The following is a 20,931-nucleotide window of genomic DNA, read 5'->3' on the forward strand; positions in this document are numbered from 1 at the left end:
CGGATGCCCGAGGCGCGCGAACACGGTCCGTTGCCGCTCATATTGGCTTTCCTGACGATATTCACCGGCTTGGTGGACGCTTTTAGCTATATGGAGCTCGGCAATGTGTTCGTGGCGAACATAACCGGCAATATCATCTTTCTCGGGTTCGGGCTCGGCGGGGGTGGAAGCGTCACGGGTTCGGCCCTGGCGACCCTGTTCTTCTGCGTCGGGGCCTTCCTCGGGGGCCATCTCGCCTTCGCGGGGCGGGTGCACCGCGGCGTCATGCTGGGCGTCGCGGCGTTCCTCCAGACGGTGCCCCTCGCCACCGCGGCCCTGATCGTCACCTGGTACGGCCCCGGTGGCACGTTCGAGCGCCACGTGCTGATCGCCGTCCTGGCCACCGCGATGGGGTGGCAGCTCGCGATCGTGCGCCGCGTCGACGTGCCCGATATCCGGACGGTCGTGGTCACGACCACGATCACCGCGCTGATCGCCGACTCCGGGCAGTCCAGGGAGCAGGCCGCGCGCCGGATCCTGTCGGTCGGCTCCCTGCTGGCGGGGGCGGCGTTGGGCGCGCTGCTCGACAGGGGCATCTCGGTGGTGGCGCCGCTGTGGACGGGCGCGGCCCTGCTGCCGCTGATCGCCGTGCTCAGCCTGCGCGCCGCACGGCGAGCCGACGCCGGACGGTGGGCCTGACCCGCCCGGCCCGCTCCCGGCCAGCTCCCGGCCCGCTCCAGGGTCAGCCTTCGGCGAAGCCGACGTCCGAGCCCCGCTCCTGCTCCTCGTCGGTCATCCGCATCCGGAAGAGGCGGTCGATGACCTTGCCGATGACGAAGGTGACGACGAAGGCGTAGAGGCCGACGGCGACCACGGCGACGAACTGCTTGCCCAGCACGGAGGCGGGGCCGCCGTAGAACAGGCCCGCCGTTCCCACGTCCCAGCCGGTGGCCAGGAACCCGAGCGACAGGACGCCGACGATCCCGCCTGCGCCGTGGATCCCGGTGACGTCGAGCGTGTCGTCGTAGCCGGCGACGAGCTTCAGCTCCACCGCGTACGTGCAGACCGCGGCGGCCAGGACGCCGATCACGAGGGCGCCCTCGACGCCGACGAAGGCGCACGACGGGGTGATGGCCACGAGCCCGGCGAGCACCCCGGAGGTCGAGCCGAGCCTGGTCAGGTGCCGGAAGCGGAGCCACTCGATCAGCCGCCAGGTCAGCATGCCCGAGCAGCCCGCGAGCATCGTGCTGACGAAGGCGCGGGTCGCGAGCGCGCCGTCGGTCAGCGCCGAACCCGCGTTGAACCCGAACCAGCCGAACCACAGCAGGCCGATGCCGAGCATGACGAAGGGGATGTTGTCCGGCCGCGGGCCCTCCCGGCGCCGGAACGCGATGCCGGGCCCGAGCACCAGCGCCAGGGCGAGGCCCGAGATGCCGGAGTTCAGCTCGACGACCAGGCCGCCGGCGAAGTCCATCACGCCCCACTTGTTGATCCAGCCGGAGCTGTCGAACACCCAGTGCGCGATGGGGAGGTAGACCAGCGTCACCCACACGACCACGAAGAGGACCCAGGGGCCGAACCGGGCGCGGCCGGCGATCGAGCCGCTGATCAGCGCGACGGTGATGATGGCGAACGTGAGCTGGAAGCAGGCGTAGATCTGCTCCGGGATGCGCCCCTGCAGCGTGTCCGGCCCCACGTTCCCGAGGCGCCAGTCGCCCCAGCCGATGAGCCCGAGACCGCCGGCGTCCTTCCCGAACGCGATCCCGTAGCCGTAGAGGAACCAGAGCACGGTCACCAGGCTGATGCTGATGAAGCTCATGTAGAGCAGCGTCAGCATGTTCTTCGAGCGCACCATGCCGCCGTAGAAGTAGGCGAGCCCCGGTGTCATCAGGAGCACCATCGCGGTACTCACCATCATCCAGGCGGAATCGCCCGTATTCAGACCGCTCGGCATTTCTGTACCTATCGGTTGATTCTGCTCCGCCGAAGGGAGTGGACCCCGCCTCTATGCTTCGCTCCCCGGCCGCGGTGCAAACATGATCTTTTGCGGTTTGATCAACTATTGGGGAACGGCAGAATTTATGCCGCGGGGACCGGGGAACGGGTGCGGATGTCACCTTCGGCCAAGTGGACGATTCAGTCCGACTGCTGTCGAAACAACGTCCGATGGGAGCATCCGTGGTGTCAGCATCGTCGGCTGAGGACGCCTCGCAAGAGGGCGAGGCGCCACTGAAACCGGTGGACGCGGCACTCACGATCCCCCGGGGCGTGGCCCAGGTCGACTTCCAGTCCAGTTACTGGACCGGGCTCCTCTTCATCATCGCGCTGTTCGTCGGCGGCTGGCAGTTCGGCGTCTTCGGGCTGCTGGGCACCGTCACGGCCACGCTGACCGCGTATCTGCTGGGGATCACCAAAGACCGGGTCTCGATGGGGCTCGAAGGGTTCAACGGGACGCTCATCGGCGTCGGCCTCGTCCTCTACCTGGGCGCGGACTGGATGACGGTGGCGCTGGTCATCGGCGCGGCGGTGGCCGGCAGCGTGCTCACGTCGGCGATGAACACCGTGCTGACGCCGTACAACCTGCCCACCTTCACCGCGCCGTTCTGCGTCGTGACGACCGTGGTGGTGTTGGGGGCGCCGTCCTTCGAGCGGTTGTGGTCGGGGGCTCCCGACCTCCCCCCGCCGTCGGCCGCGGACCCCGGCACGGCCATGAGCTGGAGCGACTTCTGGCGGGGCTCGTTCAACGGGGTCGGCCAGGTGTTCTTCCAGGACAAGTGGTACGTGGGCCTGATCTTCCTGGCCGGGCTGGCGGTGGCGAGCCGGCTGGTCGCCGCGGCGGCGTTCGTGTCGAGCGTCATCGGCCTGCTGGTCGGCTGGTGGTTCGGGGCGCAGGCCGCGGACCTCGGCGCCGGTCTGTACGGCTACAACCCCGTGCTGACCGGGATCGCGCTGACCGGGACGTTCGTCCTGCTGTCCCGGGCCGGCGTGGTCTACGCCGTGATCGGGGCGGCGACCGCGGCCGGCCTCACCGCCGGCCTCACCGACCTGTTCGACGTGCTCGGCGGCCACACCCTGACCTGGCCGTTCGTGCTGGTCAGCTGGGTCTTCCTGGCCGCCGTCCCGCTTTTCTCCAATCTCCGGCGGGCCCCGTGACGACCGGCCCGCCGTCCCGCGTCCCGGCGGTACCGGGCAGAGAGGATCACAGATGAACCTGTCACCACGAGAGATCGACAAAATGCTCATCTTCGTCGTCGCGGAGATGGCTCAGAAGCGCAAGGACCGCGGCCTCAAGCTGAACCACGGCGAGACCGTGGCGCTGATCAGCTCCGCCATCGTGGAGGCGGCGCGGGACGGCAAGACCGTCTCCGACTGCATGGAGCTGGGCAAGCGGGTGGTCGGGCCGGACGACGTCATGCCCGGCGTGCGCGGAATGCTGAACCTCATCCAGGTCGAGGCCGCGTTCGACGACGGGACCAAGCTGGTCTCGTGCCACGACCCGGTCGGCGGCGGCAAGTGACCGCAGCCCCCGGCGGGCGCCGCGCGGTGCTGCCGGTCGGCGGGCACGAGAGCACCGGTGCCGGCGGCGTGCACGGCCCCGGACGGGAGCTGCGGACCGCGCTGCGGGACCGGCCGCGCGCCGTCGCGGTGCCGATGACGCTGGGCCGCGACCCCGGCCTCGCGCCCGCGGCGGCGCAGACGCTCGGCTGGGCGGCGCGCGACCGGATGCCCGGCGACCTGCTGCTCGCCGAGCCGCTCGGCACCGTGACGCACCTCGTCGGCTGGATCCGGGCGGCGGTCATGCGCGTCCTGCGCGAGGGGGAGTTCGACGGGGCGGTGCTGCTGGTGGCGCCCGCGGCCGACCCCGAGGCGGACGCGGAGCTGTTCAAGGTGGCGAGGCTCGTCTGGCGGTATCTGCCGGTGCGCTGGGTCGAGGTCGCCCTCACCGGCGGCGAGCCGGGGGTGGCCGAGGGCGTGGAGCGCTGCCGCCGGCTGGGGGCCGGTGAGGTCGCGCTGGTCCCGGCGTCGCTCGTCCCTCCGCCGCCGTTCCCGGGGACGGTCCCCGCCGCGGGGCCCCTGCTCGGGCGGGCGGCGCTCACGGCACTGATCCGCGAGCGGGTGGCAGAGGCGGAGCGGCGGTGGGACCGCGACGGCCAGGACGGCCTGGCCGCGGCCGCGGCCCACGGGCACGGCCACACCCATGCCCACACCCACGACCACAAGCGCGTCCACGCCCACGGCGGAGGACACGAACGACACCGGCACGCCGCTTTTCCGGAAACGACCCAACTAAGGCTGAAGGAGGCGACCGCTCATGGCGGATGACGTCTACATCTTCGGGGACGGTCCGATCGAACTGAACGCCGGGCAGCGCAGGGAGACGCTGACCGTGCACAACACCGGGGACCGGGCCGTCCAGATCGGCTCCCATTTCCACTTCTTCGAGGTCAACCGGGCGCTGAGCTTCGACCGCGAGAAGGCGTTCGGGATGCGGCTCGACATCCCGTCCGGCACGGCCGTCCGCTTCGAGGCGGGCGACACCAAGGAGATCGGCCTCGTCGAGTACGGCGGCGGGATGCGCATCGTCGGGTTCGGCGGCCTGCTCAACGGGAGCGTCCGGTCCCGCGTGGCGCGGGAGGACGCGTTCACCCGCCTGCACGACCTGGGCTACCTCGACGAGCCCGACGGCAGGGGGAACGGGGCCGGCAACGGTCACCGGGGCGGCGCGAAGCGCCGGGAACGCACGCAGGCGGGCTCGTCCCGCTCGAAGAAAAAGGGATGACGACGATGACGACGATGTCGCGCGAGCAGTACGCGAGCATGTACGGGCCCACGGTCGGCGACCGGATCCGACTCGGGGACACCAACCTGGTCGTGGAGGTGGAGAAGGACTTCACGGAGGGCCACTACGGGGACGAATGCCAGTACGGCGGCGGCAAGACGGCCAGGGACGGGATGTCGGCGGACCCGGCCTCGCTGAACGCGACCACGACCCTCGACACGGTCATCACCAACGCCGTGATCATCGACCCGATGCTGGGTGTCGTCAAGGGCGACATCGGGATCAAGAACGGCCGGATCGCGGGCGTCGGAAAGTCCGGCAACCCGCACACCCAGAACGGCGTGGACCGGCGGCTGATCATCGGACCGGGCACCGAGGTGATCTCCGGGGAGAACCTCATCGCCACCGCGGGCGCGATCGACGCCCACGTCCACTTCATCGCCCCGCAGCAGGCGCAGCACGCGCTCAGCAACGGCATCACCACGCTCCTCGGCGGCGGGACGGGACCGGCGGACGGCTCGCGGGGCACGACCTGCACGCCCGGGCCGTGGAACATCTCCCGCATCCTGCAGGCGTACGAGGACATCCCCGTCAACATCGCGGTCTACGGCAAGGGCAACGGCAGCCTTCCCGGTCCGCTGGACGAGCAGCTCAAGGCGGGGGCGTGCGGACTGAAGGTGCACGAGGACTGGGGCACGACGCCCGCGGTCATCGACTGCGCGCTGCGGGTCGCCGACGACCACGACGTCCAGGTGTCCATCCACACCGACACCATGAACGAGGCCGGCTTCGTCGAGGACACGATCAGCGCCATCAACGGCCGGGCGATCCACACGTACCACTCCGAGGGTGCCGGCGGCGGCCACGCCCCGGACATCCTGAAGATCACCTCGGAGCCGAACGTCCTGCCGGCGTCGACCAACCCGACGCTGCCCTACACCGTGAACTCGGTGGACGAGCTGCTGGACATGACGATGGTCTGCCACCACCTGAGCTACGACGTCCCCGAGGACGTGGCGTTCGCCGAGAGCCGTGTCCGCGCCGAGACCATCGCGGCGGAGACCGTGCTGCACGACCTCGGCATCATCAGCATCATCAGCTCGGACTCGCAGGCCATGGGCCGGATCGGCGAGTCGGTCACCCGGGCCTTCCAGATCGCCCACCACTGCAAGGACCAGCGCGGCCCGCTGCCCGAGGACTCCTCGCGCAACGACAACCACCGCGTGCTGCGCTTCCTGTCCAAGGTCACCATCAACCCGGCCCGCACCTGCGGCATGGCCGACGACATCGGGTCGCTGGAGGACGGCAAGCTCGCCGACATCGTGCTGTGGCCGATCCGCTCCTTCGCGGCGAAGCCGTTCATGGTCGTCAAGGGCGGCCTGATCAACTGGGCGCAGATGGGCGACCTGAACGCCTCGCTGCCCACCCCGCAGCCGGTGTACCTGCGGCCGACGTACGGCGGGTTCGGCAAGGCGCTGCAGAAGACCTGCGTGACGTTCATGTCGGACGCGGCGATCTCCGAGAAGGTGCCCGAGCGGCTCGAACTGGAGCGGCTCATCCGGCCCGTGCGCCAGTGCCGCACCGTCGACAAGCGGCACATGAAGTACAACTCGACCGTCGCGGAGGTGAAAGTCGACCCGGAGACCTACCGGGTCACCGTGGACGGCGAGCCGGTCTCCATCAAGCCGGCGAGCAGCCTGCCGCTGAACCGGCTGCACTACATCGCATGACGCGTCCGGACACCGGAGAGCTCGAATCGCTGCTGGCGCACCTCCAGCTCACCGACTCCGGCTTTCCGAGCGGCCTCTACACCCTGTCGCACGGACTTGAGGGGCACGTCCAGCTCCGGCTCGTCGGCGCCGGGAACCTGCGCGACCTGGTGTCGGACCTGGTGCGGGCCGCGGGCACCGCCGACGCGGCGGCGCTGGCGCTGGCGCACCGGGCGGTGACCGCGGGCGACTGGGACCGCCTCGCCGAGACCGACCGCAGGCTGCACGCGATCAAGCTGAGCGCGGAGCAGCGCAGGGCGTCGGTGCGGACCGGCCGGCAGGTCCTGGACTCGGCCGGTCCCGCGTTCGGCTCGGCCGCCGCGGCGCGGCTCGCGGAACTCGTCGCCGCCGGGACGGCGCCCGGCAACCACGCCGTCGTCGTCGGGGCCGTGCACGCGGGGCTGGGAGTGCCCGTGGAGCGCGCCGTGGCGGGCGACCTGTTCGCGTTCGCCGCGAGCTGCTCCGCGGCGGCGGTCCGGCTCGGCCGGATCGACTTCCGGCGGGCGCAGGCGCTGCTGCGCGAGGTCCGGCCCGACCTCGTCCGGGCGGCCGGTGTCGCGCTGGCCGCCCGGGACCCGCGCGACCTGCACTCCACCCTGCCGGCCGCGGACGCGGTATCGGCCGTGCACGAGCGGGCCGAGGCCCGGCTGTTCATCACCTGACCCGATCAATGCCCGGAGGAACCATGGAACTGGAACAGGTCTACAAGATCGGCGTCGGCGGCCCGGTGGGGTCGGGCAAGACCGCCCTCATCGAGGCGCTGGTGCCCCTCCTGATCGCCCGGGGCCACAGCCCCGGCGTCATCACCAACGACATCTACACGCAGGAGGACGCCGAGCAGGTCCGCCGCACGCTGGCGGGGACGCTGGACGCGGAGCGCGTCGTCGGCGTCGAGACCGGGGCGTGCCCGCACACCGCGGTCCGGGACGACCCCACGATGAACCTCGCGGCGGCGGCCGAGCTGCTCGACCGCTTCCCCGACATCGACGTGCTGCTGTTCGAGAGCGGCGGCGACAACCTCACGCTCACCTTCAGCCCGGCGCTGGCCGACGTGTACGTGTTCGTCCTGGACACCGCCGAGGGGGAGAAGATGCCCCGCAAGCGCGGGCCGGGCACCACCGACTCCGACCTGCTGGTCATCAACAAGATCGACATCGCGCCGTACGTGCGGACCGACCTGTCGGTGATGGAACGGGACGCGCGCATGGTGCGGGGGACGGGGCCGGTCGTGCTGACCGACTGCCTCACCGGAACGGGCGTCACCGAGGTCGCGGACTTCGTCCTCGAACGCCGGGAGGCGTTGTGCTCACCCGCGTGACCGCCCCGCCGGACGCGCCGCCCGGGCCGGGCACCGCCCCGGTCCGGACGGCGCCGGAGCGCTGCACCCCCGGGTGGCTTCCCGCCGAGGTGTCGCGCCACCGGGCCGTGCCCGACACCCTGCCCGTCGGGTCCCCGGGCAAGGTCGGGGTCCTGGAGCTGGGGTTCGGGGTGTCCGGCGGCCGGACCGAGCTGGCGTCCCAGTTCCAGAAGGCGCCGCTGCACATCACCCGTCCCCTGTATCCGGACGCCGCCCTGCGCGGCATGCCGTACGTGATGTTCATGTCGTCCGGCGGGGGCGTCCTCCAGGGGGACCGGTACCGGATCGAACTCGACTGCGGGCCCGGGACGTCCGTCCACTTCGGCACCCAGACCGCCACGCGGCTCTACCGGATGGAACACGACTACGCCACGCAGGCCGTCGAGCTGAGGGCCGCGCCCGGCAGTTACGTCGAGTACCTCCCCGAGACCACGATCCCGTTCGGGGATGCGCGCTTCTACCAGCGGACGAGCGTCACCGCAGCCCCGGACGCGACCGTTGTGCTGGGGGAGAAACTGATGGCGGGACGGCTCGCCCGCGACGAACGGCACGCCTATACCGCCTACTGCGCGGACCTGGAGGTGCAGGACACGGAGGGCAGGCTGCTGTTCGCCGATCCGATCAGGCTCGTCCCAGAGGAACACGACGTCACCGGCCCGGCGGTCATGGGCGAGCACGGGCTCATGGCGTCCCTGTACGTCGTCACCAGCGCGAAGCCGGCGCAGGACGTGGCCGACGCCATGCACGAGACCATCGGCGGTACGGGTCTGAGTGGCGGCGCGAGCCTCTTGCCAGGCGATTGCGGGGCGTGGGCCCGGATCCTCGGTGACCGCTCCCCGGAGGTGGAGGCCGCGTTCCACCGGACGTGGGACGCCGTCCGCCGACTACTGCTGGGCGTGCCGGCGCCCGGCCGGTGCGGTAGGCAGGCGCTGCCGTGATAGGCCGCCTGCACCACCGCGAGCGAGCGGAGGCCGTCGCGCTCCACCCGCACCGGGGCAAGGCGCCGCCGCCCGGCTTGAAACCACGGGTCATCGCGGAGGTCGCGATGGGCGGCGCCCTCGGCGCGCTCGCCCGGCATGGGCTGACCCAGGCGATTCCGACGTCGGCCACGGGGTTCCCGTGGGACACCTTCACCGTCAACATGCTCGGCTGCCTCGCCATGGGCGTGCTGACCTCGTACCTGCTCGGCGGCCGCCCGCACCCCTGGCTGCGGCCGGTGGCCGTGACCGGCTACCTCGGCGGCTTCACCACGTTCTCGCACCTCATCGACGGCGTCTACACGCTGGGCGACAGGGGCGAGCCGGGCCTGAGCATCGGCTACCCGGTCGCGAGCGTGGTGCTCGGCTGGGTCGCGATCGCCGTCGGCCTGATCCTCGGCCGGCGAATCCCGCGCCACGGCTCACCGGAGACGGAATGACGACACTCGTAGTGGTGGCGCTGGTCCTCGCGGGCGGCGCCGTGGGGGCTGTGGTCCGCTATGTGCTGGACGGCTACGTCAAGTCGATCGCGGGCAAGTCGTTCCCCTGGGGAACGTTCAGCGTCAACATGCTCGGCACGGCGATCCTGGGCGGCTTCCACGGTGCGGCGAGCGGAACCTACGTCGAGGCACTGATGGGCACCGGTGTGGCGGGGGCGCTGACCACGTTCAGCACCTTCGAGCTCGACACCGTCCACCTCTTCCAAGACGGCAAGTACGGAAAGGCCGCCGTCAACGTCCTCGGAACCCTCCTGCTGGGAGTCGGCGTCTTCCTCGCCTTCCACGCGCTCCTCAAAGCGCTCACCTGACGAGGACCACCTCCGGGGCGGCCAGCTCGTTGACGTCGTCGACGAGGGCGCCGAGCGTGTGCGGGAACGCGGCGAGCCGGCGCAGCTCCGCCCCGCCGCCGCGGCGGGTCAGCGACGCGATGCGGTCGTCCAGCGCGGCGAACTCGCCCGCCAGGTCGAGCCGACTCCGGGCCGCCGCGGGGGAGCCTTCGGCCGCGGCGGCGCGCTCGATGCCGTCGGCGGCGCGGTCGAGGATGCGCGCGACGGGGTCGTCCCCGCCGAGGTGCTCCGCCGCGCCCGCGACCGCGACGAGACGGTCACGAAGATGCCGGGAGGCCCGGACGAGCGTGTCCAGCCGGTCCAGCCGGTCCGGATCGGACGACGGCTCGCCCGCCAGCCGGGACCGCAGCTTCGCGACGCCGTCGACGGCCGCCGACACGGCGATGAGCCGGTCATGGGGCAGCCGGGGCGCCTGCCCGCCGGCCACCGCCGCGGCGGCGCGGGTCAGTTCCGCGTCCGCCGACAGCAGCTCGGCGGTCCGGGCGGGGATCTCCTGCGCCGCGCCCCTCGGCCACAGCAGCCGCGCGCCCACCACCGCGATCGCGCCGCCCGCGGCGACCATGGCGATGCGCTGCAGCGCCACGTCCCAGCTGGACAGGTGGCTCAGATCCATCAGCATCATGACCAGCGGCGTGCTGCACACGGACCAGAGGGCGAAGCTCACCGACCGGACCGCGAATCCCACGGCGGCGAACACCGTCATGAGCGCGACGATGTGCGGCGGGCTGGGGGCCAGCGCCAGCAGGACCGCCGCGACGGCGGCCCCCGCCGCCCCGCCGAAGACCCGCTGCTCCACCCGCGTGAGCGTCTGCCGGAACGTGTCGCGGAGGCTGAGCAGCACCGTCACCGGCAGCCACTGCCCGTGCGGGAGCCGCAGCGCCGCGGAGATCGCGGTCGCCAGGGTCACCAGGACGGCGACGCGCGCGGTGTGCCGGAACAGCGCCGACCGGCCCCGCACCGCCCCGCCGAACGCCGCGGCCCACCCGTCCGGCCGCACCCTCGGCCGGCGCGGGCGGGCGCGCGGGCCCAGCCGCAACCCGTCGCCGAGGATGTGCCGGGCGGAGTCCAGGGTGTCGTCGAGCCTGCGGATCGACCGGCCGGCCTGGCCGGCCATCGCCGCCGCAACCGCGTCCTCGGGCTCGTCCCGGCCGGTGGCGGTCGGGGAGGGGAGCGCTCGCGGTACCGCACGGTCCCGCCCTCCCGCTCCGGGATGCGTCCGCGTCAGCGCCCCGGACAGCAGCCGGGCCCGCTCCGCCAGCGCGGCGATCGCCTCCTCCGCGGCGGACCGCCACCTGTCCGGCACGCCCCCGCGGGCGGTGAGCGCCGCCAGCTGCGCGTGCAGGCCGACGGTCGTCCAGATCAGCCGGTGGAAGGCGTCGATGAGCTGGTTCGGCTGCGTGCTGCGCCGGTCTTCCCCTTCCCCGCTCCGGTAGAGGCGGTAGGTGGTCGACGCGTCCCGCACGGCCGTGACCGCGCGTTTGTGGTGGCGGTCCCAGGCGGAGTCCCGCGCGTCCGCCGGCGCGGGGTTCTTGAGTTCGCCGCCCACGAAGTCCAGCAGCGCGGCGATCGCGTCGGCCGTGCCGCCCAGCGACCCGGCCAGCGGACGCAGCCGCCGGGCGGGCCACGGAACCAGCAGCAGCACCGCCAGCCAGAGCCCGCCCGAGGCCATGAGCGCCATGTTCTCCAGCGGATGGCCCGGCGGCGGGCGCACCGCGGTGAGCAGCACGGCCAGCACCGCCGTCGGCCGCATCCACGACAGCGACACGGCCGCGGGGACGATCACCGCCACCGCCGCGACCGCCGCCCAGCGGTGCCCGGCCACCAGCCCGCCGACCGCGCCGCCCAACGCGATGACCACGATGGACACGGCCAGCGACCGGGCGCGGGTCCCGTACGGGCCGGTCGGTGCGGTGAAGGCCAGCAGGAAGGCGCCGATCCCCGCGAGCGTCGCCTGAGCCAGCCGCCCGGTCAGCAGACCGGCCAGCAGCGGCGCCCCGATCCCGAGAGCGGCCGCGAGCCCGTAGAAGGGCGCGGCCTGTTCCCTGATCCGCGTGAGCAGCCCGCCCATCCGCCCGGCGATCACGAGAGGTACCTACCGGCCTCCCGCCGCTCCAACCGCCCCGGACCCTAAACTCTCGGCACCCGCCGCAGAGGGGTCTTGCCGAAGCCGCCTTGCGGGCGGATCATGCAGGCAGCCGAGGAAGAGTCGGGGGCATGTTCCGCCGGGAGGCGCCCCATGAGCGAAACCCCCGAACCCACCGGCAAGGGCCCCGAAGACCAGGGCAGGGCACCCGTGGAAGGGGCGGCGGAGGCCGCCGTCACCGGGACGTACCCGCTGGGGGTGAGCCGCCCCGACCTGCCGATCACCGACCTGCCCACCCCGGAGGAGGTCTTCGGCGTCCGGCGGATCGGCCCCAAGGAGCTGGTCAAGTACGCGCTCGGCCCGAGCCTGATCGCGCTCGGCATCTCCATCGGCAGCGGCGAGTGGCTGCTGGGCCCGCAGGCCGTCGGCCAGTTCGGGTTCGAGGGCGTCGGCTGGATCATCCTCGTCTCGGCGCTCCTCCAGACCCTCTACAACATCGAGTGCTCGCGCTACGTGGTCGCGACCGGCGAGGCGCCGGTGGTGGGCTGGGGACGCGTCCCGCCGGGCTGGTTCCTGTGGGTGCCGATCTCGGTGTTCCTCATCCTGTTCGCGTTCATCGCCGGCGGCTGGGCCGCCTCCGCCGGGGAGGGGCTGTACGCCCTCGTCCACGCCGAGCTCCCGCCCGACGACGCCGAGGAACCGCGGCTCTGGGCGATCGCGCTGCTGGTCGTGGTGTTCCTGATGGCCGCCGCGGCCCGCCGCGTCTCCCGCACGCTCGAACTGGCCAACTGGGTCATGATCGGCGTCATCCTGATCACGCTGCTCGTGCTGTGCGTCTTCCTGGTGCCGTTCGGCATCTGGTGGGACGGCATCACCGGCTTCGTCACCCCCGCCGCACCGCCGGAGGGCATCACCGCCACCCAGATCGGCGGGCTCGCCGGGTTCACCGCGCTCGCGTCCGGCCTCAACTGGTACGTGATGGGCCACTACCGGGACAAGGGCTACGGCATGGGGCACCGGGTCGGCTTCATCGCGGGCCTGCGCGGCCGCCGCGTCGAGATGCTGCCCAGCGGCGTGACGTTCCCCGACGACGAGAAGAACCGGGGCCTGTGGAAGCGCTGGTACCGGCTGCTGCTCACCGACATGTGGGCCGTCTTCTTCGCCGGCGCGATCATCGGCATGCTGCTGCCGACGATCCTGATGGCCCACGCGGTCGAGATCTCCGGCCAGGAGGTCACCCAGGAGAACGTTCCGACCTTCGTCGCCGGCGCCCTGGACGCCGAGTACGGCCGCTGGCTGTTCTACATCGCGCTGATCCTGGGCGTGCTGATCCTGTTCACCACCCAGCTCGGCATCTTCGAGGCGATGGTCCGCGTCACCACCGACGCCGCGCACGCCACCAGCCCCCGCCTGCGCACCCTCCTCGAAGGCGACCCGCGGCGCTTCTACTACCCGTTCATGCTGCTGCTACTGGTGGTCATCGCTGTCATCCTGCACCTCGCGCTGCCGGTCAGCCTGGTGCAATGGTCGGCGAACATGTCGAACCTGGGCGCGCTGATCTTCCCGTTCATGCTCATGTACCTGAACAGCAGACTCCCGCGCCCGGCCCGCCCCCGCCCCTGGCACTACGTCATCCTGCTGCTGAACTTCCTGTTCTTCGGCTTCTTCTTCCTCAACTTCATAGCCGACTTCATAGGCGACCCCCTCGTCACCTTCTGACCCGCACCACCGCGGAGCCGCCCGCCCGGGCGGGCGGGCGGCTATCCCCAGCCGTGGACGGTGAACGGTTCGCCGCGGGTTATCGCGGCGAGGACCAGGGCGCAGTGGGGGATCACGTCGTCGGGCGGGGCCGCCGGGTCGATCCACAGGGCCTCCGACGCCCTGTCCGGTTCGGCGGCGTGCGGCTCGCCCTCCCACTGGTCGAAGCGGAACCAGAAGTCGCTGATCGCGTGGCAGGGGCCGGGCAGTGTCCGGGCGGTCCGGTGCATGACGTGGACGAACTGTGCGTCCTCACGCCGCAGCCGCACCCCGGTCTCCTCCGCCGCCTCGCGAACGGCGGCCGCGAGAACGTCCTCGCCGGGCTCGATCCGTCCCGCCGGAGGGGCGAGCCACTCGTCGCGGTACCCGGTGCCGGCGCGGCGCAGCATCATGACCTTGCCGTCCTCGCGCCGCAGCAGCACATGCGGCGCGACGAAGGATCCGAACCAGCCGCCGGACGGCGGAGCCGCGACCTCCCGGGCCGACACGACCCCGAGCCTCCGGGCCACATGCCGTTCGGCCTGCTCGGGCCCGCCCGCGAGATCGAGCATGGGCACCGCGGCGGCGAACATGACATCGGTCAGCTCGTTGAGGACGTCGAACCGGTCCTTGTGATTGCCCTTGCGAGGGTTCCCGCCGGTCATCCCCAGATAGGCTTCCGCGACCTCCCCCACCTCCTCGGCGAGCTTCAACACCAGCGTCTGCGTCGGCAACTCGGCCAGATAACCCTGCCGGATGCGGGCGGCATCGTCCCAGAAACCACGGCAGGGCTCAGCACTCTCGAAGTCGGCCACCAACCGACCCTAAAGCCCGCGACGGCACCCGACCCCCACTTCCCCGAACCTCTGGTCGAAGTGCCGGATGGCAAGGATCTCGGCGCTCCCTGGATCTACCTCGGCTTATGGGGGTCGTTTGTGCGGGTGGGCTAAAAAGTGGCCGGCGGATGCTCTGCCGCGGGCATTGGCGGCGGCTCGGGCGGGACTTACTGTGGCGCGACCCGGGTTCGCAGGAGGCCAGCCGTGGTCCACCGCCTTTCTCAGTTCTCGCGCGGCCTCGCCGCCGCCTGCCTCGCGGGAGCGGCGCTGAGCGTCGTGCCCGCCGGGGCCGCTCACGCCGCTCCGCCCGCCGAAGACCGGGTCACGGTCGCCGTGGCCGGTTCGCCTGCGTACGAGCTGACGGGAGAACTGTCCTCAGGTGCCATTGCCGTCCTCGACAACGTCGCGACGTTCGAGACCGACAAAATCCAGGGGACGGGCACGCTCCCCGGTGCCAACGGCGGGACGGCGAATGTCTCTTTCCAGATCGCCCGCAACCTCTTCGGGCTGAAAGGCGACTTCACCCTTAAGGATCCCGGTGCGGATGTGGAGATCTCCGCCAGGATCAACGGCGGGGTCACGGTCCCGGGCCAGGCGACGGTGAAGTGGGAGGGGAACGGCACCGTCCGGCGCGGTGGTTCCTCCGCCACCCGGCCGGTCACGTTCACGGTCGAGGACCGGCGGCCCGACCCGGGTGACCACGCCATCCGCATCACCCATGCCGGGCAGGCCAGGAACGCAGTCCTCCGCCTGCCCGACGACTACGACGGCACCCCGCGGCCGGTGCTGTTCCACTTCCCCGGGCTGCTGGAGTCGCCCGGTGCCGCCGAGTACTTCGGCCGCATGGCCGACTACGCGCAGACCCGCGGCTTCATCATGATCACCCCGGAGCACCACGGCATCGGCTGGACGGGCGTCCCGGGCGGGGCGTCCTCGCCCGACGTGGACGACCCCGGCTTCGTCAACCGGCTCCAGGACATCCTCGTCGAGCGCTTCAACGCGGACCCCGGGCGCATGTACGCCTCGGGCATGAGCAACGGCGGCTTCTTCACACACCGGATGGCCTGCGAGAACGACCGGTTCGCCGCCTACGCCGCCGTCGCCGGCCAGCTGACCGGCACCGCGACGTGCAGCCCGGGACGGCATGTCCCGATCCTCATGATCCACGGCGACGGCGACTTCGTCGTTCCCTACTCCACGGTGCAGCCGACGCTCGACTTCTGGACGCGGCACAACGCCTGCGGCACCAGGACCGTCGCCACGCGGCTGCCCGACATCGCCCCCGACGACAACACCACGGTAGTCCGCCACGACCACCCGGACTGCGCGGCCGGCGGGCCCGTGATCCTCTACCAGGTCGAGGGCGGCGGTCACAACTGGCCCGGCGGCATCCCGTTCCTCGGCCCGTTCCTGGGCGGGACGACCTACGACATCGACGCCAACACCGTGATCTGGGACTTCGTCTCGCAGTACCGCCTCCCCTGAGGGACGCTCAGGACGTCGCGCGCCGCCGCACGTGCAGCATGCGGAAGACGGTCGCGGTGAGATGGCGGCGCAGCGTCTCGTCGTCCAGGCCGGCCAGCCGCGGGTCCAGGCCGGCGACCATCAGCGCGCCGCTGACCATGGCGCTGTTCACCAGCGTCTCGGCGTCGGGGTCCGGGCCGGTCAGCACGGCCTCGATGCGCTCCTCCAGCCCGCGCAGCGGCGGCCGGCTCCGGACGAGCCGGCCCACCTGCGGATCGGTCATGATCATGGCGAACAGCCCGCGGTGCCGCACCACGAGGTCGACCACGCCCTCCAGCGCGACGCGGAGCCGGTCGTTGCGGCGCCGCTGCGCCTCCGCCGCGTCCGCCACGGCCTCCAGCTCCGCCAGCGCGGGCGCGATCACGGCCTCGACGATGTCCTCTTTGGAGTGGAACTGGTGGTAGACGGCGGCCTTCGTCACGCCCAGCTCGTCCGCGATCATCTGCAGCGAGGTGCCGCTGACCCCGTGCCGCATGAACAGGTCCATGGCGGCCGCCAGCAGCCGGCTCCGAGCCGTTCCCACCGCAAACCCCCTGTCCGCCCCGCCGGGAGCGCCGCCCCGAGGACCACGCAGCCTATCCATGGCGGGGACGGTCAGAACACCGTTCCAACGTCCTGGGCGACGAGTTCGTCGGTGGCCCGCTCGGCCACGGCGGCGATGGTCATGGACGGGTTGCAGGCCGCGGTGGTGCCCGGCATGAGCGCCCCGTCCAGGACGTAGAGGCCGCGGTGGCCGAGGACCCGCCCGGCCAGGTCGCAGACCACGCCCATCGAGGCGCCGCCGAGGGGATGCCAGGTGGACGGCACGATCGCGTTGGTGTCGAGGAGGAGCGAGGCCGACCCGGTGATCTTGCGGGCGCGCTCGTGGAGCCGGTCGTACAGGGGGCCGTCGCCGCCGCGGGGCCAGCGCAGGACGGCATCGTCCTTTCGCGCGTCGTAGACGAACTGCCCGCGGCCCTGGCTCACGCCGTAGCCGACGAGCATCGTGGAGCGCAGGTTGGCGGGCAGCGGCGGGAGGGACGCCTGGATGACGGTGTTCGCGGTGGCCGGGTCGTCCCACTCCTTGCTGCCGTAGACGACCGGGCCGCCCTGCGGGACGCCGAAGTCGTCGGCGAAGTCGGTCCAGACGTAGATCCGGTCGCCGTTGGTGCCCCAGTTGGTGCCCAGGCCGTCGGGCATGTCCGGGATCTGGCCCTTGCCGGCGGCGCGCATCAGCAGCTTCGTGGTGTTCGCGGTGCCGGCCGCCATGACCAGGGCCCCGGCCGTGATGATCTTCTGCTCCAGGACGGTCCCGTCGGTGCTGATCCGGTCGACGTGGACCTGCCAGCGGCCGTCCGCCGCCATGGCCACGTCGGTGACGTTGTGCCGGGTCGCGACCGTCACGAGGCCGGTGGCCCGGGCGGCCGCGATGTAGGTGACGTCGACCGAGTGCTTGCCGCCGTTGTTCACGCCCAGGGAGCAGTCGCCGTTGGTGTAGGCCGGCTTCATCTCGCCCTTGAGCTCGCGCAACGCGAAGGACCAGTCGATCGGCATCGGGATCTTCGACACCTCGTAGCCGGCGCGTTCGGCGTTGCGGGCGAAGACGCGGGACGGCCGGTAGGTGTCGCCGGCGATCAGCTCGTCCGGCGCGGTCTCCAGCTTGAGCATGCGCGCGACCCGCGGGTAGTGCACCCGGTCCATCCGGGCGAAGTCGAGCCCTTCGGGCATGGTCGCGTTGAAGACGTCCTCCGTCGGCTGGAGCGTCATCCCCTGGTACACGAGCGACCCGCCGCCGACGCCCGCGGCGCACATGATGTTCATCCCGTCGCCCTTCACCAGTTCCAGGAGGCCGGTGTACGGGTCGTGGACGGGCATCGGCACACCGAACAGCTCCGGGTCGAGCCCCATCCACATCACGCGCTTGTCCGGGCTGGTGGCGCGCGGGAACGTCTCGGCGTTCGGGCCGGTGGGCCACCAGATGCCCCGTTCGAGGACGAGCGACGGCACCCCCGCCTGCGCGAACCGCAGCGCCGCGACCCCGCCCCCGAACCCCGACCCGACGATCACGAGGCGGTGCTCCTCGCGGGTCACCGGCACCCGTCTGCGCGCACCCGCGCGCGCCTGCGGCGCTCCGAGCACGGTGAGCCCGGCGGCCGCGGTGGCCCCGGTGAGCAGCGAGCGACGGCTGATCTCGGCCATGGCACTCCAAACCTCGGGGGACCGGCGAGCCCGGCGCACGAGCCCGCGACAACGGACCCGCAGCCGAAAGTGGTTACTTACCGGCGCGCCCCCGAGGCTAATGATCAAGAGCCACCATGTCTAGCCGTTCGGCTAGTTTTCTCGTAGCCGAACGGCTAGCTTCCGACGCTGAGGTGGGCGCATGGATCACCACCGCCGCAGTGCCGGTGATCGGGCTCGGCGGGCCGCGGTCAGCGACCCTTCGGGGGGAGGAGGCGCATCAGTTCGGCGGCGGCTTCCCTGGCCTTGCCTTCGACGTCGGTTGCCTTGCCGGGCACGCGGTAGGTGACCTGGGCTACGAGCACGCCGTCCCGGACGATGATGTGGGCCTCGGTGTAGTCGGATCCGTGCCGGACGCCGATCATGCTCAACTCGCCGATTCCGGCCGGCTCGCCTTTGTCCGGCGCTCGGCCGTTGTAGAAGTCCCGCACTTCAATGGACTCCTTCTCGGCTGTCAGCGCCCCGGAAGGGCGGTAGGCGCTCAAGCTCAACTGGGTGCGGTCGTCGGCACTGGCCCAGTCGCACTGCACCTCCCCGTAGAAGATGGCCTGCGAGACGGGGGCGCGCGACTCTGGCACCAGTTGCGCGGCCTTGGCGGGCGGAAACCAGATGCAGAGATCCGCCAGCGGCGTCCGCTGCGGGACGAGTTCGCCGCCGTCCGACCGGGCGGCGGCCATGACCACCAGGAACGGCGCACACAGGAACACCGAAAGGAGAACTGCTCCCATGAGCAGCCCGCTCTCGCGACGGTTCAGCCTCATGCCAGCTTCTCCGTCACCGCGCGCAGGACGTCACCGGCCTGCCGCCCGGCCTCGTCCGCCGAGCCCGCTCGCGCGCTGTGCAGCGCGACGATCACCAGGTACCCCTTCACCTGCGCCCTTCCCTGGGCGGTGAAGCCCCAGCCGTCCTGCCAGGCCACGGTGTAGGCGTCGCCGTCGCGCAGCATGGTCGGCCTGCGCCCGGCGTCCCGCATCGCCTTCAAGGTCTCCTTGTACGACCGCTCGGCATAGGAGCGCGACCACGAGCCGATGTGAAAGTCGATCCAGGTGCCGCTCTCCGAGGTCGAATCGGTGCTCCACCGGCAGGCCACCGGATGGCCGTAACTGTGGGCACTCCCTTCCGGCAGCACCCGGGCGACGACGTCCCGGGGGATCTGGTCGCAGGCGACGACAGCGTCGGAGGACCTGCCCCCGCCGGTCTCCGCGACGATCCACGCCACCGGCCCGGCCAAGCTCACGACGGGGAGCGCGACCGCCGTCACCCGCACCCAGGGGCGCAGCCGCCGCCAGGGGAGCGGGGTCCGGTCGATCGCCGGGGGCGTCCCGCCGCAAGCCGCCAGGTGCTGCCTCTGCATGAACGCGACGGCGTCCTGGACCTGCCGGCCGTTCGGGTGCTGGAGGAAGATCCGGCCCCCGTCCGTCAGCCGGAGCGCGACGTGCGCCCGGCGGCCCCGCTTCTGCACGCCGATCCACGCGATCGCCGCCCAGGGCACGAACTGCCGGCGCAACTGGACGGAGAAGACCGCGTGGCAGTGGATCCCGTCCTCGGCCACCACCGTCGGCGGCCGCATCCGCGCCGCTAACCCGCCGACCACGAAGGGGGCGAGCGGGAACAGCGACACCAGAGGGATCAGGAGCGCCCGGGGGACGAGCAGGGCGTACGCCGCGACTCCTCCGGCCAGCAGCAGGCCGGCGAGCCCCCACGACCGGCGCTGCGCCGCCCCGGGCCCGAACTCGACGGGCTCCGGCCCGGCCGCCACTCCGCTCGCACGCATGATGAGCATTATTGGCCATTCGCCAACCACGTCGGCCGAATTTGTCCCGCGAACCGGTCACCGCGTACCCGTACCCGGCGGCGCCGCGTCCCGGTGTCACGGCTCATGATCGTCCATGGACCACGACTCGCGACCGAGAGAGCATCGGTCATCCCCCGGGAGTCATGATGGACGATTCGAAACCGCGCTCGTGGTCGGTCGACCGGCTGCCGCGACTGGCCCCGCGCATCGTGGACGAGTTCCGGCGGCAGGTGCCGTTCTACGCGCTCCAGCCGCCGGAGATCATCGACGGCCCGGTGCGGCCGGCCGTCGAGGCGAACCTGCGGTGATCGACTCCCGCGTCGGCACGGCCCTGGCGATCCAGCCCGGCCCGCTCGCCGACTCCGACCAGATCGACGAGCCGACCTTCTACGTGGCCGGTGAGGACGACGGCATCGTCTTCCCGTTCCTGGTGCGGAACTTCTACAACGACTCGGACCACATCCCGGCCGTGTGCGGCGAACTGCGCGGCGCCCACCACTTCACCCCGGTCGGGAACGGCGGCGGGTTCCGCGGCCCGACCACCGCCTGGCTCCGCCACTGGCCGATGGACGACCCGAACGCCCGGACCGAGTTCTTCGGCCCGTCCTGCGGCTTCTGCTCCGACCCGAAGTGGTCGGACTGGCGCCGGAACGCCAAGGCCCTCCAGATCCCCGGCTGACGGCACCCCGCCCGGCGGGGCGTCCCGCCGGGCGGGAGCATGCGTGCGGAAAGGCCGCTCCGACCCGTTTCGGACGACGCGAATGACGCCGCGGGCGGCCGGTTATCCGGAACGCAATGGTCATCAAATGATCTTGAAGTGTCCGAAATAGAGTTTCTTCCGGAGCTGGGAAAGCATTGACATACGGGGCGGCTTGCGTCGGTGCAAGCCGCCTGTCGTGCCACGGAACCAGCGGGGATCATGACCTGCGATCTCCGCCCGCGGACATGGCCGGTGCCGCGATCCCGAGTGGGCGTCAATGCACAGCGGATGTCCTGTTGAGGCCATCAATCGGGCGAGGTGGGGCGCTTA

21 protein-coding genes and 1 pseudogene are annotated in these 20,931 nt (G+C 71.7%); 15 read left to right on the forward strand and 7 right to left on the reverse strand.

Annotated elements, in window-relative coordinates; translation table 11 throughout:
- The first annotated feature begins 3 nt into the window (after positions 1–3).
- Complete coding sequence (locus E1266_RS00385) at positions 4–678, forward strand: YoaK family protein (RefSeq protein ID WP_165965878.1); 675 nt, start codon at positions 4–6, stop codon at positions 676–678.
- A gap of 43 nt (positions 679–721) precedes the next feature.
- On the opposite strand, the gene E1266_RS00390 is transcribed toward E1266_RS00385, so the two are convergent.
- Positions 722–1,933 (reverse strand): ammonium transporter, encoded by a 1,212-nt coding sequence (locus tag E1266_RS00390; RefSeq protein ID WP_132042441.1) that lies wholly within the window; start codon positions 1,931–1,933, stop codon positions 722–724.
- A gap of 284 nt (positions 1,934–2,217) precedes the next feature.
- Here E1266_RS00390 and E1266_RS00395 point away from each other — a divergent pair, with 284 nt between their 5' ends.
- The 10 genes and pseudogenes from E1266_RS00395 to E1266_RS00440 all read left to right on the forward strand — a co-directional run bounded on the left by E1266_RS00395 (position 2,218) and on the right by E1266_RS00440 (position 9,670).
- Entirely contained in the window at positions 2,218–3,132 is a 915-nt protein-coding gene (locus E1266_RS00395; RefSeq protein ID WP_243718136.1) for an urea transporter, read from the forward strand.
- 52 nt (positions 3,133–3,184) lie between these two features.
- Positions 3,185–3,496, forward strand: coding sequence for an urease subunit gamma (locus tag E1266_RS00400; RefSeq protein ID WP_132042445.1), 312 nt, complete (start codon positions 3,185–3,187; stop codon positions 3,494–3,496).
- Positions 3,493–4,302, forward strand: coding sequence for a cobalamin biosynthesis protein CbiX (locus E1266_RS00405; protein WP_132042447.1), 810 nt, complete (start codon positions 3,493–3,495; stop codon positions 4,300–4,302). The genes E1266_RS00400 and E1266_RS00405 overlap by 4 nt, the downstream gene beginning before the upstream one ends.
- Positions 4,292–4,594 (forward strand): annotated as a pseudogene (gene ureB / locus E1266_RS40000) (urease subunit beta); the annotation flags it as partial. The gene E1266_RS00405 and the pseudogene ureB, both read left to right, overlap by 11 nt.
- A 170-nt stretch (positions 4,595–4,764) precedes the next feature.
- Positions 4,765–6,489, forward strand: coding sequence for an urease subunit alpha (ureC, locus tag E1266_RS00415; RefSeq protein ID WP_132042561.1), 1,725 nt, complete (start codon positions 4,765–4,767; stop codon positions 6,487–6,489).
- Entirely contained in the window at positions 6,486–7,190 is a 705-nt protein-coding gene (locus E1266_RS00420; protein WP_132042451.1) for an urease accessory UreF family protein, read from the forward strand. Before ureC ends, E1266_RS00420 begins: the two co-directional genes overlap by 4 nt.
- A gap of 23 nt (positions 7,191–7,213) precedes the next feature.
- Complete coding sequence (ureG, locus tag E1266_RS00425) at positions 7,214–7,846, forward strand: urease accessory protein UreG (protein ID WP_132042453.1); 633 nt, start codon at positions 7,214–7,216, stop codon at positions 7,844–7,846.
- Positions 7,831–8,823 (forward strand): urease accessory protein UreD, encoded by a 993-nt coding sequence (locus tag E1266_RS00430; protein WP_243718137.1) that lies wholly within the window; start codon positions 7,831–7,833, stop codon positions 8,821–8,823. The genes ureG and E1266_RS00430 overlap by 16 nt, the downstream gene beginning before the upstream one ends.
- On the forward strand, positions 8,820–9,302 hold the full coding sequence (locus tag E1266_RS00435) for a CrcB family protein (protein ID WP_207945335.1): 483 nt from the start codon (positions 8,820–8,822) through the stop codon (positions 9,300–9,302). Before E1266_RS00430 ends, E1266_RS00435 begins: the two co-directional genes overlap by 4 nt.
- Complete coding sequence (locus tag E1266_RS00440; RefSeq protein WP_132042457.1) at positions 9,299–9,670, forward strand: CrcB family protein; 372 nt, start codon at positions 9,299–9,301, stop codon at positions 9,668–9,670. Before E1266_RS00435 ends, E1266_RS00440 begins: the two co-directional genes overlap by 4 nt.
- Here E1266_RS00440 and E1266_RS00445 read toward each other — a convergent pair.
- Complete coding sequence (locus E1266_RS00445; protein WP_132042459.1) at positions 9,663–11,792, reverse strand: FUSC family protein; 2,130 nt, start codon at positions 11,790–11,792, stop codon at positions 9,663–9,665. The two genes, E1266_RS00440 and E1266_RS00445, sit on opposite strands and share 8 nt — an antisense overlap.
- Before the next feature lie 153 nt (positions 11,793–11,945).
- Here E1266_RS00445 and E1266_RS00450 point away from each other — a divergent pair, with 153 nt between their 5' ends.
- Positions 11,946–13,511: an Nramp family divalent metal transporter gene (locus E1266_RS00450; RefSeq protein WP_165965879.1), complete on the forward strand. Its 1,566-nt coding sequence runs from the start codon at positions 11,946–11,948 to the stop codon at positions 13,509–13,511.
- Between the two features lie 41 nt (positions 13,512–13,552).
- Here E1266_RS00450 and E1266_RS00455 read toward each other — a convergent pair whose 3' ends face one another.
- Positions 13,553–14,344: an NUDIX domain-containing protein gene (locus tag E1266_RS00455; RefSeq protein ID WP_132042461.1), complete on the reverse strand. Its 792-nt coding sequence runs from the start codon at positions 14,342–14,344 to the stop codon at positions 13,553–13,555.
- Between the two features lie 225 nt (positions 14,345–14,569).
- Between E1266_RS00455 and E1266_RS00460 the strand changes: the two genes are divergently transcribed.
- Entirely contained in the window at positions 14,570–15,850 is a 1,281-nt protein-coding gene (locus E1266_RS00460; RefSeq protein ID WP_132042463.1) for a hypothetical protein, read from the forward strand.
- 7 nt (positions 15,851–15,857) lie between these two features.
- On the opposite strand, the gene E1266_RS00465 is transcribed toward E1266_RS00460, so the two are convergent.
- From E1266_RS00465 to E1266_RS00480, 4 genes are all read right to left on the reverse strand, one after another.
- Positions 15,858–16,412, reverse strand: a complete 555-nt coding sequence (locus E1266_RS00465; RefSeq protein ID WP_243718138.1) for a TetR/AcrR family transcriptional regulator — start codon at positions 16,410–16,412, stop codon at positions 15,858–15,860.
- A gap of 71 nt (positions 16,413–16,483) precedes the next feature.
- Positions 16,484–18,067: a GMC oxidoreductase gene (locus E1266_RS00470; RefSeq protein WP_132042466.1), complete on the reverse strand. Its 1,584-nt coding sequence runs from the start codon at positions 18,065–18,067 to the stop codon at positions 16,484–16,486.
- A 230-nt stretch (positions 18,068–18,297) separates the two neighbouring features.
- Positions 18,298–18,867, reverse strand: a complete 570-nt coding sequence (locus tag E1266_RS00475; protein ID WP_132042468.1) for a hypothetical protein — start codon at positions 18,865–18,867, stop codon at positions 18,298–18,300.
- Positions 18,864–19,880 (reverse strand): PH domain-containing protein, encoded by a 1,017-nt coding sequence (locus tag E1266_RS00480; RefSeq protein ID WP_165965880.1) that lies wholly within the window; start codon positions 19,878–19,880, stop codon positions 18,864–18,866. Before E1266_RS00480 ends, E1266_RS00475 begins: the two co-directional genes overlap by 4 nt.
- 167 nt (positions 19,881–20,047) lie before the next feature.
- Between E1266_RS00480 and E1266_RS37730 the strand changes: the two genes are divergently transcribed.
- Together E1266_RS37730 and E1266_RS00485 are read left to right on the forward strand one after the other, a co-directional pair.
- Positions 20,048–20,209: a hypothetical protein gene (locus tag E1266_RS37730; protein WP_165965881.1), complete on the forward strand. Its 162-nt coding sequence runs from the start codon at positions 20,048–20,050 to the stop codon at positions 20,207–20,209.
- Positions 20,206–20,580 carry a hypothetical protein gene (locus E1266_RS00485; RefSeq protein WP_132042473.1) on the forward strand — a complete coding sequence of 125 codons (375 nt, stop codon included), beginning with the start codon at positions 20,206–20,208 and terminating at the stop codon, positions 20,578–20,580. The genes E1266_RS37730 and E1266_RS00485 overlap by 4 nt, the downstream gene beginning before the upstream one ends.
- The last annotated feature ends 351 nt before the right edge of the window (positions 20,581–20,931 follow it).

Source organism: Actinomadura sp. 7K534, from assembly GCF_004348575.1.
Lineage (GTDB): Bacteria > Actinomycetota > Actinomycetes > Streptosporangiales > Streptosporangiaceae > Spirillospora > Spirillospora livida.